This is a genomic window from Streptodolium elevatio (assembly GCF_040649515.1).
In the GTDB taxonomy this organism is placed as follows: Bacteria; Actinomycetota; Actinomycetes; order Streptomycetales; family Streptomycetaceae; genus Yinghuangia; species Yinghuangia elevatio.
In genome coordinates this window covers 1-13,055 of sequence record NZ_JBEZFP010000040.1, presented here as the reverse complement: position 1 = coordinate 13,055, position 13,055 = coordinate 1, and the positions used below count along the sequence as shown (strand labels likewise).

Sequence of the window (13,055 nt, the reverse complement as noted above, 5' to 3'; positions counted from 1 at the left end):
GTGGAATCCGCCGGCGCCCGGCCGGACTCCGCCCCGGGAACGGGCCGCGGAGTCCGGCGGGCGCTGCGGTGGATCAGCGGGCGGTCAGGACAGGTCCTTGGCCCACGGGTATTCCTTGAGGTACGGGTCCGGCTTGATGGGCTGCCCGGAACTCCACACCTCCTTGATGAGTCCGTCGTCCTGGACGATTCCGATGCGCGCGGTCTTGTAGACGTGCTGGGTCGCGCCGTCGATCGTGACCTTGCCTTCGGGTGCGTCGATCGACACGCCGTCGCACGCTTTCTTGACGGCTTCCGGGTCGAAACTCCCCGCCTTCTCGACCGCGGCCTTCCACAGGTAGACCGAGTTGTAGCCGGCTTCCATGGGGTCGGAAGTCACCTTGTCCGCGCCGTACTTCGCCTTGTAGGCGGCGACGAATTCGGTGTTCCGCGCGCCTTCGGTGGTCTGGTAGTAGTTCCAGGCCACCGGCTGGCCCTTGAGGTAGTCCGGGCCGATGCCGCGGACCTCCTCCTCGGCGACGCTGACCGAGAGCACCGGCATCTGCTCGGCGCCGATCCCCGTGCTGCGGAGCTGCTTGAAGAAGGCCACGTTGCTGTCGCCGTTGAGGGTGTTGAACACGGCGTCGGGCTTGGCCTGGGCGACCTTGTTGATGACGGTGCTGTACTCGGTGTGGCCGAGCGGCGTGTACTCCTCGCCGACGACCTCCATGCCGTTCGCCGCGGCGTACGCCTTGATGATCTTGTTGGCGGTACGCGGGAACACGTAGTCGCTGCCCACCAGGAAGATCTTCTTCTTGCCCTGGGCCTTCAGGTAGTCGAGGCCGGGCACGATCTGCTGGTTGGTGGTGGCGCCGGTGTAGAAGATGTAGGGCGAGGATTCCAGGCCCTCGTACTGCACCGGGTAGAACAGCAGCTGCTTGTTCTTCTCGAAGACCGGCAGCATCGCCTTGCGGCTCGCCGAGGTCCATCCGCCGAACGTGACGGCGACCTTGTCCTTCGAGATCAGCTTCTCCGCCTTCTCGGCGAAGGTCGGCCAGTCGGAGGCGCCGTCCTCGGTGACCGCGGAGATCTTCTTGCCGAGGACACCGCCCTTGGCGTTGATCTCCTCGATCGCCAGCAGGACCGAGTCCTTGACGGTGACCTCGGAAATGGCCATCGTGCCGCTGAGGGAATGCAGCACGCCGACCTTCACGGTGTCGCCACTGGTGTCCGCTCCGGCCGATCCCTTCGACGTACTCTCATCGGACGCACAGGCCGTGGTCGCGAGAGCGACGGCGAGGGAAACGGCCGCGAGTCTGGCGGCACGTCTGCCCAGGGATATTCTTCGCACGCGTCAGGGCTCCTTATTCCAGGGGATGACGCCCATGAGTGTTGCGACGCGCGGTTTCTTTGCTGATTCGCGATTGTTAATCGCTGATTGCCAAACGCGCATGGCCGATTACCGACTGTTTGCCCGGATCTGCTCGCCGCTGCACCCGCAGGGCCCGCGGCCGAGTAACCTCTGACTCGGCCGAACCGATCCGAGGAGCCTGTCGATGACCCTGCGCCTGAGGTCGCTCACCCGGGATGAACACCTCACCTTCATCAAGGGCAAGCCCTCCGTGAGCTTCCTCCAATGCCCCTCGTGGGGTGATGTGAAGAGCGAGTGGCGGAGCGAGAGCATCGGCTGGATCGACGAGACCGGTGCGGTCGTCGGTGCCGCCGAGGTGCTGTACCGCCAACTGCCCAAGATCAAGCGGTACCTCGCGTACATGCCCGAGGGCCCGGTGATCGACTGGTTCGACGGGGACCTGCGGCGCTGGCTCGACCCGATGCTCGCGCACCTGAAGTCGCAGGGCGCCTTCTCGGTGAAGATGGGCCCGCCGGTCGTCGTCAACCGCTGGGAGTCGGAGACCATCAAGAAGGCGATCGCGGCCAAGTCCGCGCGTCGCCTCCGCGACCTCCCCCCGGACTGGACCGACGAGCGGGCCGCCGACGTCAACCGCCAGCTGCGGCGGCTCGGCTGGCTCCAGGACCAGACCGCGGGCGCCGGCTTCGGCGACGTCCAGCCGCGCTACGTCTTCCAGGTGCCGCTGATGCGCCGCTCGCTCGACGACGTGCACTCCGGCTTCAACCAGCTGTGGCGCCGCAACATCAAGAAGGCCGCCAAGGCCGGCGTCGAGGTGGTCCAGGGCGGCCGCGAGGACCTGAAGACCTTCCACGAGGTCTACAAGGTCACCGCGGTGCGCGACCACTTCACCCCGCGCCCGCTCCCCTACTTCGAACGCATGTGGGACGTCCTCAACGCCGAGGACCCCGAGCGCATGCGCCTGTACCTCGCCAAGCACGAGGGCGAGGTGCTCGCCTCCACCACGATGGTGACGGTGGGGGACCACGTCTGGTATTCGTACGGTGCGTCCGCCAACCACAAGCGTGAGGTGCGGCCGTCGAACGCGATCCAGTGGCGCATGCTGCGGGACGCGTACGCCCTCGGCGCCTCGGTCTACGACCTGCGCGGCATCAGCGACACGCTCGACGAGAACGATCACCTGTTCGGCCTCATCCAGTTCAAGCTGGGCACCGGCGGCCAGGCGGTCGAATACCTCGGCGAGTGGGACTTCCCGCTCAACAAGGTGCTGCACAAGGCGCTCGACCTCTACATGTCGCGCCGCTGACCGCGGCCGGCACCCCGCAAGGCACCGCACGAGCACGGGAACAAGCACCGGGACGAGCACCGGTCCGAGCAAGAAAGGCCCGCCGATGTCGCTTTCGCTGTACGTCGACTCCGCACGCTGGCGCAAGCACATCGACCAAGTGCGCGACACCCACCCCGGCATAGTCCCGGTCATGAAGGGCAACGGGTACGGCTTCGACAACGCCCGCCTCGCCGACGAGGCGTCGCGCATGGCGGTGGACACCATCGCCGTCGGCACGACGTACGAAGCGGCCCGCCTCAAGGACCACTTCGACGGGCGCGTCATGGTGCTCACGCCGTACCTGCGCGGCGAGGACGCCGTGCCGCTGCCGGACCGGGTGATCCGCACGGTCTCGTCCGTGCAGGGCACCCGCGACCTGGTCGGCAGCCGCGTCGTCATCAGCTGCATGACCAGCATGAAGCGCGACGGGGTCACCGAGGAGGACCTCGTCGCGCTGCGCGGTTCGCTGGACGGAGTGCGCCTGGAGGGCTTCTCGGTCCACCTGCCGCTCGACCACCCGGACGGCACCGACCCGGCCACCGAGGTCGTGGCCTGGGTGGAGCGCCTGCGCGCGGCACGGCTGCCGGTGCACACGATGTTCGTCAGCCACGTCTCGGCGGCCGGCCTCGCGTTGCTGCAACAGCGGTTCCCCGACACGGTGTTCCGACCGCGCATCGGGACCGACCTGTGGCTCGGCGACCACGACGCGCTGGTCGCCCGCGGCACCGTGCTGGACGTCGTGCCAATCGCGCGCGGCGAACGCTACGGCTACCGCCAGCGCAAGGCGCCCGCCGACGGCCACCTGCTGGTGGTCAGCGGCGGTACGGCGCACGGCGTCGGCCTGGAGGCGCCCAAGACGGTGCGCGGTGTGATGCCGCGCGCCAAGGGCGTCGCCCGCGCCGGGCTGGCGACCGTGAACCGCACGCTCTCGCCGTTCAGTTGGGCGGGCAAGCAGCGGTGGTTCGCCGAGCCGCCGCACATGCAGGTGAGCCTGCTGTTCCTGGCGGGCGACGTGCAACCGCCGCGTCCCGGCGAGGAACTGGACGCGGAACTGCGCCACACCACAACGCACTTCGACCGCGTCGTCCTGCAATAGCGGCAGGGCTCGCGGACGTCCCCGGGGAGGCGGACCGATGGGCTTGTACGCGCGTGGCCTCAGGCGACTGGGACACACTCGGTGGCTGGCGGCCTTGGGGCCGCGCCTGGTCGCCGCGGATCGCAAGGTGCAGCGGCGCACCCGCGGACGCATGTCCGTGATGGGCCGCGGTTTCACCCAACTGCTGCTGACCACGACGGGGCGGCGCAGCGGGCAGGCCCGCGTCTCGCCGCTGATCTACGCGGCGGCGGACGGCGGATTCGTGGTCGCCGGAACGAACTTCGGACAGCGGCACCACCCGGCGTGGACCGGGAACCTGCTCGCCGAACCGGCCGCGGTCGTCTCGGTCGACGGCCAGGAGACACCCGTGCGGGCCCGGCTGGTGCCCGACGCCGGGCCCGAGCGGGAGCGCCTGTGGGCCGCGATGCTGAGGGTGTGGCCCGCGTACGACACTTACGCGCGCCGCGCGGGCCGCCCCATCCGGCTGTTCCTGCTGGAACCGGCAGACGGGGCGGCCGACGGGACGGCGAACGGACCGGCCCCGCGGGCTACTTGACGCCTTCGATGCCGGCCGCGGCAAGCTCCTCGCGGAGGTCGTCCAACTGGCCCTGGGGCATCGACGCCTGGAACGCGCTGAAGTCGGCGGAGGTGGTGTTCTTGGTGATCGTCAGGCACAGGACGCCGTCGTTGCCGCCCTTCCAACGCACCGAGAGAATCGCTCCCTTGTCGGTGATCTCCGGCGCGTCGCACTTGCTCCGGTCGCTGGAGTCCTCGAAGTTCTCGATCACGCGGAACGCGGCATTGGCGTCGCCGCAGTCGGTGATCTTGGGATCCTTGGCCTTCGCCGTGATGCAGTCGCCCGGCTTGGCGTTGGTCGCGCTGTCCTTGCCGACGACGTACCCGATCACGCCCAGGATCACGACAAGGCCCACGATGCCGCCCACGATCCACGGCCACTTCTTGCGGCGGCGCGGCTCCATGTAGCCCATCGGCGCACCCGGGTACTGCTGGGGGTACGGCTGCTGCGGCGGGTAGGGCTGCTGGCCCGGCTGCTGCGGGTACGGCGGCTGACCGCCGTACGGCTGCTGCGGAGGCGGCCCGCCCGGCTGCTGCGGATAGGGCTGCTGGCCTCCGTACTGCGGCGGCTGCTGGCCGCCATACTGCGGCGGCGGCTGCTGCCCATACGGGTTCTGGTCGCCGGGACCGGACTGACCGGGGCCGAAGGGATTCGACATGCGTGGCTCCGTGGGTGCTGGATGCGCCGTGGGACTTCGGTGTGAGCGGCCAGACTAGATGATCGGAAAAACTACCCGGCCCAACGTCCCGCACCGAACAGCAGCGCGAAAACCACAGCAAATGGTGCAATGAGCGCCAAATAGGCGGTGAATGCCGCCTTATGACGCATCGTCACCTGCGCCAGCACGATCCACAGCGGCCACCACAGCAGCGTCGCCCGCGGAACCGAGAAGTAGGCGCTCGAGATCCCCAGCGACGCGACCGTCAGACCGATGTACGTCGCCTCCGCCCACCGCCGCTTGCGCAGCAGGTACACGGTGAGCACCACACCCACCGCGACCGCCAGCATCTCCCAGCGGTACATCCACGTGAAGCCGAGGATCGTGCCCTGCCCCGTGGTGAACGCCCGGTCCCAGGTGTTGGTGAACGCGTCGATCGGGCCGACCAGATGCCGGTCCCAGCCGGTCGCTTGCGCGCTGTTCCAGGCCGTCCAGTCGCCGGTGCGCCGGTACAGGAAGCCCATGTAGATGAGCACCGGGAGCCCGCCGACGACCAGCCAAGGCGCGTCCTTCCACCGGCGGCGCCCGTCCTTCGCGGTCAGGAACTCGACCACCAGCGCCGCGAGCAGGAACGCCCCGCTGACGCGTACGAACAACGAGGCCGCCGCCAGGATCCCCGCCCAGTGCCACACGCCGCGCTTGGCGCACAGCCACGCGCCGAGCGCCAGCATGAGGAACAGCGCTTCCGTGTAGCCCGCCGCCAGGAAGACCGCGGACGGCGACAGCAGCAGGAGCAGCACCGCGCGTTCGCCGGTCCCCGACGGGTTCTCCAGTCCCGCGATGCGCGACAGCAGCACCATGGCGACGCCGCCGCACACGAACGAGATGAGCAGTCCTGCGACGACCCAGTTCCCCACGACCATGTGCACGGCCTTGAGGAGGTAGGGGAATCCGGGGAAGAACGCCTCCAGCGGGACCGGCGGTCCGGCCTTCGGGTTCCCGTCGTAGCCGAACTCCGCGATGGTCCGGAAGTGCCGGAAGTCCCAGCGGTCCCAGGTGTCGAGGTAGCCGGTGGGCTGACTGGCGCCCTCGGCCGCGAAGATCCAACCGGACGCCCCGACCAGCAGGAACATCGCCGGCCGCGTCACCAGCCACACCGCGAGCGCGGCACGGTCGTCACGCGACGGCATGCGGAGCCACCGCAGCAGCGCCGCGCCGAGGCGGCCCCCGGGCGCCGCGGGCGGCTTCGCGGTGTCGGTGCTCGGCTCGGCGTCCGTACTGGTCACGCGGCCCGTTCTCCCTGTCGTTGCTCGCTGTCCTGCGGTGGGCTACGTGGAGATCTTGCCGGGCAGGTCGCCGGTGGCGGCGCGCGGGCCCACCGGAACGGCCTGGCGCGCGTTGTCGAGGCTGTCCTCGTCGTCCTCGTAGCCGCGGCCGTACCAGTCCGCGCGCCGACCGGGGACGAACGCCAGGACGTCCGGCGCGCGGTCGAGCACGCCGCCCGACGGGTCGTCGCTGCCGTCGCGGCGTACCGGGTCGCGGTCCGGCCACAGGATGTCGCGGACCACGAGCGCCGAGATGTACAGGATGCCGAGCAGGTGGATCAGGATCACCACGTGGTAGGCGTTCTGCGACAGGCCCTTCGAGCCGTCGCCGCCCGCGTACGACTCGATGTACAGCCACACGCCGAGGAAGTAGATGACCTCGCACGCCTGCCAGATGAGTACGTCGCGCCAGCGCGGCCGGGCCAGCACCACCAGCGGCAGCAGCCACAGGACGTACTGCGGCGAGTAGACCTTGTTGGTGAACAGGAACGCCGCGACGATCAGGAAGGCGAGCTGTGCGAAGCGCGGCCTGCGCGGTGCGCACAGCGCCAGCGCGCCGATGCCGACCGCCATCGCGATCAGCAGGCCGGACACCCACGCGTTGAGCGTGTCGATGGGCATCGCCTCACCGCGCTGCTGCAGGATCAGCCACAGCGACCCGAAGTCGGCGCCGCGCTCCTGGCTGAAGGTGTAGAAGAGCTTCCAGCCCTCCCGGATCTTGAAGCCGCCGTCGGTCGGCTCCAGCATGATCGGCAGGTTGACGACCAGCCACGCGGCCACCGCGGCGCCCGTGACCTTCGCGAAGTCGACGAGTTTGCCCGCTCTCAGGCACAACAGGAACAACGGCCCCAGCAACAGCACCGGATACAGCTTCGCGGCGGTCGCCAGTCCGATCAGAATGCCTGCCAGCACGACGTTTCTGCGTGCCCACGCCATCATCGCGACGGCCGTGATGGCGACCGCGACCATGTCCCAGTTGATGATGCCGTTGAGCGCCAGGACCGGGGCGGTCGCGACAATCGCGGCATCCCAGAACCTTCGCCCGGATGTTCGGGCGACCGCCACCACGACCACGACCGCACAGGCCATCATGATCAACGCGTTGACCATGACGAACAGCTTCTTCTCGTCGTTCAGGTCGCCGCCGAACTCGCGCGCGACCACCCCGGCGAAGTACATGACGCCGCCGGTGAGGACGGGGTACTCGAGGTACTCCATGCCCTCGTCCGGCGTCTTCTCGAAGTACGGCACCGTGCCGTCCGCGAAGCCGCGGCCCTGGTAGAGGTGCGGCATGTCGCTGTAGCAGGCCTTCGAGTACTGCGAGCCGACGCCGAACCACGCGCCGTCGTAGCACGGCTTCTTCTGCACGAGCCCCAGCGCGAAGGTCACCACGGCGAGCAGGATCAGCACCCGCGTGGCGTTCCACCAGCTGCTGTTCGGTCCGAACCGGATCCGCTTCCCGGCGGGTCCGCCCACGACCTCACTGCCGGTACGCACGACCGGGTCGTCGTGCGAGGGCAGGACGGGCTCGGTCGGATTCGGCATCATGCCGCCAATCCTCTCGCAGGGGCACGGGTGCTCTGGCACATCGGCTTACGCGTGTGCCCCACCGCGCGGGCGGCAGGGCACAGCGATCGTACGGGGCGGCGTCGCGCCCGGCGGTCACTCGTCGCCGAAGATCGGCGGCCTCGTTCTCGTGCTGGTCGACGACGATCCGGTGCTGGGCGGCGGCTTCGACGAGGTGGGCGGCCTGCTGCTGGAGGTCCCGGGGTCCGGCGAGTCCGAGGTCGGCGGCGCCGAGGTCGTCGTGGGCGGCTCGGACGACGGACCGGTCTGCGGAGGCGGCCCGGGCGGGGCCGAGGAGGACGGCGGCGCGGACGACGAGGGCGGTGCCGACGTCGCGGTCGCGGTCGGCGTGGCCGACTGCTTCGGCGCGGGGTTGGCCGGCTTGATGAACTCCGGCGCGGGCATCCCCTGCATCGCGGCCTTCATGTAGGCCGTCCAGATCTCCGTGGGCACGGCACCACCGTGTGTCTCGTCGTTGCCCAGCAGGCCCTTCAGATCACGGCGCTTGGTGGACTCGTCCTCCCGGAACAGGGCCACCGACGTGGACAGGTTGGGCGTGTAGCCGACGAACCACGCGGAGAAGTTGCCGTCCGTGGTGCCGGTCTTGCCGGCCGCGGGGCGTCCGAGCGCCTTTGCCTTGTCGCCGGTGCCGTCCTTGTCCTGGATCACGCCGATCAGCATGTCGTTTATGGTGTCGGCGACTTCCTCGTCGAAGACCTGCTTGACCTCCGGCTTGGGGGTGTCGATCTTCTTGTCGTTCTTCTTGAGCTCCTGGATGACGTACGGGTTCGCGTGCTTGCCGCGGGCCGCGAACGTCGCGTACGCGCTCGCCATGTCGAGCGGCGAAGGCTCGCTCGTGCCCAGGGCCATGGCCGGGGTCAGCTTGTCGAGGCCGGGAGTGTCCTCCGGCAGCCCCGCGTCGATCGCCGCCTGCTTGACCTTGTCGAAGCCGACGTCGGCGGCGAGCTGCGTGAACACCGGGTTCAGGGATCTCTCCATGGACTCCCGGATGCTCATCTTCCCGTAGTCCCTGCCCGTCTCGTTGGGCACCAGGTAGACGCCTTGCTTGTCGGACCACTTCTTGCCGTCCGGCATGATCACCGGGATCTTGTTGTCGGCGCTGTACAGGTCCTCGATGGTGATCGGCTTGCCGTCGTACTTGCCGTCTCTCAGCGCCGCGGCGACCACGAAGGGCTTGAACGTCGAGCCCACCTGGATGTCGTCGCGCGTGGCGTCGTTGAACTCCTGCTTGAAGAAGTCCGGCCCGCCGTACAGCGCGACCACCGCGCCGTCCCCCGGCACCACCGACGCGATGCCGGTGCGCAGGTACTTGTCCGCCTCGCGCTGGTCGGGCTTGAGCCGCGCGGTGAGCTGCTGCTCCACGGCCGCGACCGCGGCGTCCTGCTTCGCCTTGTCGAACGTCGTGACGATCTTGTAGCCGCCCAGCGCCAGTTCCTCCGCGCTGACCAGGTTGTTGTCGATCATGTAGTCGTTGGCGACCTGCATCAGGTAGCCGGCCTGGCCCTTCTTGCCGGCCGCGGGCTGCGGCTTGATCGGCATCGGGAACTGCTGGGCGTCGGCGGTGGCCTGGTCGATCCACTTCATCTCGACCATGCCGTTGAGGATCCACTTCCAGCGGCCCTGCACGCGGTTCAGCCGGCTCTCGCTGACCTCGCCGTTCACCCACACGTCGTTGATGCTCGGCGCGTTGAGCAGCGTCGAGATGTACGCGCCCTCGCCCACCGTGAGGTCGTTGACGTTCTTGCCGTAGTAGGCCTGCGCGGCCGCCTGGATGCCGTACGCGTTGCGCCCGTAGAACGAGGTGTTCAGGTACCCGGCCAGGATCTCGTCCTTGGTCATCTGCCGGTCGACCTTTATCGCGATGAACATCTCCTTGAACTTGCGTTCGAAGGACTGCTCCTGCGACAGGAACGCGTTCTTGACGTACTGCTGGGTGATCGTCGAGCCGCCCTGCGTCGGGCCGCCCTTGGCCATCGCGACTGCGGCGCGCGTGAGGCCCTTCGGCGAGACGCCGGAGTCGGAGTAGAAGGTGCGGTTCTCCGCCGCGAGCACGGCGTGCTGCACGTCCTTGGGCACCTGGTCGAGCTTGACGTTCTGGCGGTTGTACTTGCCGGACTGCCCGATCTCGGTGACGCCGTCCGAGTAGTAGTAGATGTTCGACTGGATCTGGGTCGCGGCGTTGACGTCCGGGATCTCGACCAGGGAGTAGGCGAGTCCGGCCAGGCCGAGCAGCGAGCCGATGAAGAAGAGGAACATCGCGAGGATCTGCTTGAAGGACGGCAGCCAGCGGCGCACGCCCTTCTTGCCGTACCGCGGGTAGTCGACGAAGCGGCGCTTCTTCTTGCCGTCCTTGCCGACCGGGCCCTTGCCCCTGCCGCGCCCGCCGGGCGACGTACCCGCGCCCTCGTCGTCGCGCCCGGGGCCGGACGGACCGCCGCCGCCCCCGCGCCCGCCCTTGCCGCGGCCGCCGGACCGGGCGGCCTGCCGGGCCTCCATCCGCGTCATCGGCCGGTCGCCGGCCTCCGACGCCGACCCTCCGGAGGCCGAGGGCGAAGCCGTCGGCGTGCCGGGCTTCGGGTCGGCCGGAGAGCCCGGTGAGGGCCGGGCCGGCGAAGGGCCGGCCGGAGAGGAGCCGGCCGAGGAACGTGCCGAACGCCCCGGCCCGGCCGGGTCCGCGGCACCCGTGGACGGCATGCTCCCCCGAACATGCGAAGTGCCGCGCCCCTCGGGGCGCGGCTGTGACGACCTGCGACGGTGTTCGCTCATGCGTATTCGCTGCTCCTCGGCCGCACGACGGGGGTCGGCCGTACGGGTCGTGGCTGTCCGTTCCCCAGGACGCGCCCCGGCCGCGGAAGGTTGCGCGCGTGATCGCACCGGCCGGTGGAGGCGGTGTCCGGATCAACGGCCTTGCACGGGAGCGGCAGCGCTCGGAGGTACCACACGGCGGACCAGACTACGCGCGGACGCAACGCCCAAAAGACGGACTCCTCGGGGCATACCCGCCCGAGTGAACGGCCGGACAAGGCGATTCCCGGGCGTGTTGCCGCGCATCCGGAGCTACCGGCGTCCCGGCCGTACTCCGCCCGGGTCCCCCGAACGACCGGCGAATGGCCGCCAGGTAACCGATGCGAGACCGCCACGTGACCCGCCTGTGACTTCTGTCACCGGGCCCCTCCTTGCACGCCGGGAGCAAGGGACCTATCGTTCCGATGTATCGACTCGATACATCGAGCCGATACGACAGCCGGAACCGCTCAGGTTGGAGGGAAGCGGATGAGCAGGCGCGGAGGCGTCCTCGAGTTCGCCACTCTCGGCCTCTTGCACGACACTCCCATGCACGGGTACGAGCTGCGCAAGCGGCTCAACACCGTGCTCGGCCCCTTCCGCGCCATCGCGTACGGCACCCTCTACCCGTGTCTGAAGTCCCTGCTCGAACGGGGATGGATCACCGAGGAGGAGCCCGAGCAGGTCGCCGCGGCACTGGCCGGGGGCAAGCGGGCCCGCATCGTGTACAAACTCACGGCGCAGGGCAAGGAGCACTTCCAGGAGCTGCTCTCCGAATCCGGGTCCACGACCTGGGAGGACGAGAACTTCGGGGTGCACTTCGCCTTCTTCGGCCGGACGGACCGCGAGGTGCGGATGCGCATCCTCGAGGGCCGTCGCAGCAAGCTCGAAGAGCGCCTCGAGCGGGTGCGCAGCTCGCTGTCGAGCACGCGGGAGCGGCTCGACGGATACACGCTCGAACTCCAGCGACACGGTCTGGAGTCGGTCGAGCGTGAGGTGCGCTGGCTGAACGAGCTCATCACCGCCGAACGCGTGGCCGGGGAGACCCCGGAGACCGACGGCGCCGATGACACAGAGGCCGGGGAGACCCGGCAGACCAAGCAGGACGCGGCCTCGGACCCGTCCGCAGCAACCAGTTGAGGTCCGGCCTTCGGGCCAGCCTCATTGAGAACACAGGGAGCAACCGGAATGGGTTCGGTTCGCGTAGCCATCGTCGGCGTGGGCAACTGCGCCGCTTCGCTGGTGCAGGGCGTCGAGTACTACAAGGACGCCGACCCCAACAGCCGCGTACCCGGCCTCATGCACGTGCAGTTCGGCGACTACCACGTGCGTGACGTCAAGTTCGTTGCCGCGTTCGACGTGGACGCGAAGAAGGTCGGGTTCGATCTGGCGGACGCCATCGGCGCCAGCGAGAACAACACCATCAAGATCTGCGACGTGCCTCCGACCGGCGTGACCGTGCAGCGCGGTCACACCCTGGACGGCCTGGGCAAGTACTACCTGCAGACGATCGAGGAGTCCTCGGAGCCGGCGGTCGACATCGTCAAGGCGCTCAAGGACACCGAGGCCGACGTGCTGGTCTGCTACCTGCCCGTCGGGTCGGAAGAGGCCGCGAAGTTCTACGCCCAGTGCGCGATCGACGCCGGCGTGGCCTTCGTCAACGCGCTCCCGGTGTTCATCGCGGGCACCAAGGAGTGGGCGGACAAGTTCACCGAGGCCGGTGTGCCGATCGTCGGCGACGACATCAAGTCGCAGGTCGGCGCGACCATCACGCACCGCGTGCTGGCGAAGCTCTTCGAGGACCGCGGTGTCCTCCTGGAGCGCACCATGCAGCTGAACGTCGGCGGCAACATGGACTTCATGAACATGCTCGAGCGCGAGCGCCTGGAGTCCAAGAAGGTGTCGAAGACGCAGGCCGTCACCTCGCAGGTCGACCGCGACCTGGGTGCGAAGAACGTGCACATCGGCCCGTCGGACTACGTCGCGTGGCTCGACGACCGCAAGTGGGCGTACGTGCGCCTCGAGGGCCGCGCGTTCGGCGACGTCCCGCTGAACCTGGAGTACAAGCTCGAGGTCTGGGACTCCCCGAACTCGGCCGGCGTCATCATCGACGCCGTGCGCGCCGCGAAGATCGCCAAGGACCGCGGCATCGGCGGCCCCATCCTCAGCGCGAGCAGCTACTTCATGAAGTCGCCGCCCGTGCAGTACTTCGACGACGAGGCCCGCGACGCGGTCGAGAAGTTCATCAAGGGCGAGGTCGAGCGCTGACGCGCTGACCTTCCCCGGTTCCCGGGCCGACCCACGCGGCCCGGTTCGGACCAAGGAGAGGCCCGGGCACCCCCTGTTGGGGGGGC

At 69.0% G+C, this 13,055-nt stretch carries 10 protein-coding genes; 5 read left to right on the top strand and 5 right to left on the bottom strand.

What is annotated here, in order from left to right; all coding sequences use genetic code 11:
- Nucleotides 1-84 precede the first annotated feature (84 nt).
- Nucleotides 85-1,329, bottom strand: a complete 1,245-nt coding sequence (gene urtA, locus AB0C36_RS17370) for an urea ABC transporter substrate-binding protein (RefSeq protein WP_358354886.1) — start codon at nucleotides 1,327-1,329, stop codon at nucleotides 85-87.
- Nucleotides 1,330-1,534: 205 nt separating this feature from the next.
- On the opposite strand from urtA, the gene AB0C36_RS17365 reads away from it, so the two are divergent.
- The 3 genes from AB0C36_RS17365 to AB0C36_RS17355 all read left to right on the top strand — a co-directional run bounded on the left by AB0C36_RS17365 (nucleotide 1,535) and on the right by AB0C36_RS17355 (nucleotide 4,326).
- A complete protein-coding gene (locus AB0C36_RS17365) occupies nucleotides 1,535-2,653 on the top strand; it encodes a lipid II:glycine glycyltransferase FemX (protein ID WP_358354883.1) in 1,119 nt (372 codons plus the stop codon).
- Between the two features lie 85 nt (nucleotides 2,654-2,738).
- Complete coding sequence (locus AB0C36_RS17360; RefSeq protein ID WP_358354881.1) at nucleotides 2,739-3,770, top strand: alanine racemase; 1,032 nt, start codon at nucleotides 2,739-2,741, stop codon at nucleotides 3,768-3,770.
- A 37-nt stretch (nucleotides 3,771-3,807) separates the two neighbouring features.
- A complete protein-coding gene (locus AB0C36_RS17355) occupies nucleotides 3,808-4,326 on the top strand; it encodes a nitroreductase/quinone reductase family protein (protein ID WP_358354878.1) in 519 nt (172 codons plus the stop codon).
- Here the strand turns inward: AB0C36_RS17355 and AB0C36_RS17350 are convergent.
- From AB0C36_RS17350 to AB0C36_RS17335, 4 genes are all read right to left on the bottom strand, one after another.
- Nucleotides 4,319-5,005: an LppU/SCO3897 family protein gene (locus AB0C36_RS17350; RefSeq protein ID WP_358354876.1), complete on the bottom strand. Its 687-nt coding sequence runs from the start codon at nucleotides 5,003-5,005 to the stop codon at nucleotides 4,319-4,321. The two genes, AB0C36_RS17355 and AB0C36_RS17350, sit on opposite strands and share 8 nt — an antisense overlap.
- Before the next feature lie 71 nt (nucleotides 5,006-5,076).
- The gene (locus AB0C36_RS17345; protein WP_358354873.1) at nucleotides 5,077-6,291 is read right to left on the bottom strand and encodes a glycosyltransferase family 39 protein; all 1,215 of its coding nucleotides are present in this window, start codon (nucleotides 6,289-6,291) and stop codon (nucleotides 5,077-5,079) included.
- Nucleotides 6,292-6,333: 42 nt separating this feature from the next.
- On the bottom strand, nucleotides 6,334-7,878 hold the full coding sequence (locus AB0C36_RS17340) for a glycosyltransferase family 87 protein (protein WP_435839060.1): 1,545 nt from the start codon (nucleotides 7,876-7,878) through the stop codon (nucleotides 6,334-6,336).
- Between the two features lie 114 nt (nucleotides 7,879-7,992).
- Nucleotides 7,993-10,422, bottom strand: a complete 2,430-nt coding sequence (locus tag AB0C36_RS17335; RefSeq protein ID WP_358354870.1) for a transglycosylase domain-containing protein — start codon at nucleotides 10,420-10,422, stop codon at nucleotides 7,993-7,995.
- 768 nt (nucleotides 10,423-11,190) lie between these two features.
- Here AB0C36_RS17335 and AB0C36_RS17330 point away from each other — a divergent pair.
- On the top strand, nucleotides 11,191-11,841 hold the full coding sequence (locus AB0C36_RS17330; RefSeq protein ID WP_358354867.1) for a PadR family transcriptional regulator: 651 nt from the start codon (nucleotides 11,191-11,193) through the stop codon (nucleotides 11,839-11,841).
- Nucleotides 11,842-11,889: 48 nt separating this feature from the next.
- On the top strand, nucleotides 11,890-12,969 hold the full coding sequence (locus AB0C36_RS17325) for an inositol-3-phosphate synthase (protein ID WP_358354864.1): 1,080 nt from the start codon (nucleotides 11,890-11,892) through the stop codon (nucleotides 12,967-12,969).
- The last annotated feature ends 86 nt before the right edge of the window (nucleotides 12,970-13,055 follow it).

What these genes read in the sequence shown, in the direction of transcription:
- AB0C36_RS17365 (WP_358354883.1), top strand. Translation starts at nt 1,535, where the DNA reads ATGACCCTGCGCCTGAGGTCGCTCACCCGGGATGAACACCTCACCTTC.
- AB0C36_RS17360 (WP_358354881.1), top strand. Translation starts at nt 2,739, where the DNA reads ATGTCGCTTTCGCTGTACGTCGACTCCGCACGCTGGCGCAAGCACATC.
- AB0C36_RS17355 (WP_358354878.1), top strand. Translation starts at nt 3,808, where the DNA reads ATGGGCTTGTACGCGCGTGGCCTCAGGCGACTGGGACACACTCGGTGG.
- AB0C36_RS17350 (WP_358354876.1), bottom strand. Translation starts at nt 5,005, where the DNA reads ATGTCGAATCCCTTCGGCCCCGGTCAGTCCGGTCCCGGCGACCAGAAC.
- AB0C36_RS17340 (WP_435839060.1), bottom strand. Translation starts at nt 7,878, where the DNA reads ATGATGCCGAATCCGACCGAGCCCGTCCTGCCCTCGCACGACGACCCG.
- AB0C36_RS17335 (WP_358354870.1), bottom strand. Translation starts at nt 10,422, where the DNA reads ATGACGCGGATGGAGGCCCGGCAGGCCGCCCGGTCCGGCGGCCGCGGC.
- AB0C36_RS17330 (WP_358354867.1), top strand. Translation starts at nt 11,191, where the DNA reads ATGAGCAGGCGCGGAGGCGTCCTCGAGTTCGCCACTCTCGGCCTCTTG.
- AB0C36_RS17325 (WP_358354864.1), top strand. Translation starts at nt 11,890, where the DNA reads ATGGGTTCGGTTCGCGTAGCCATCGTCGGCGTGGGCAACTGCGCCGCT.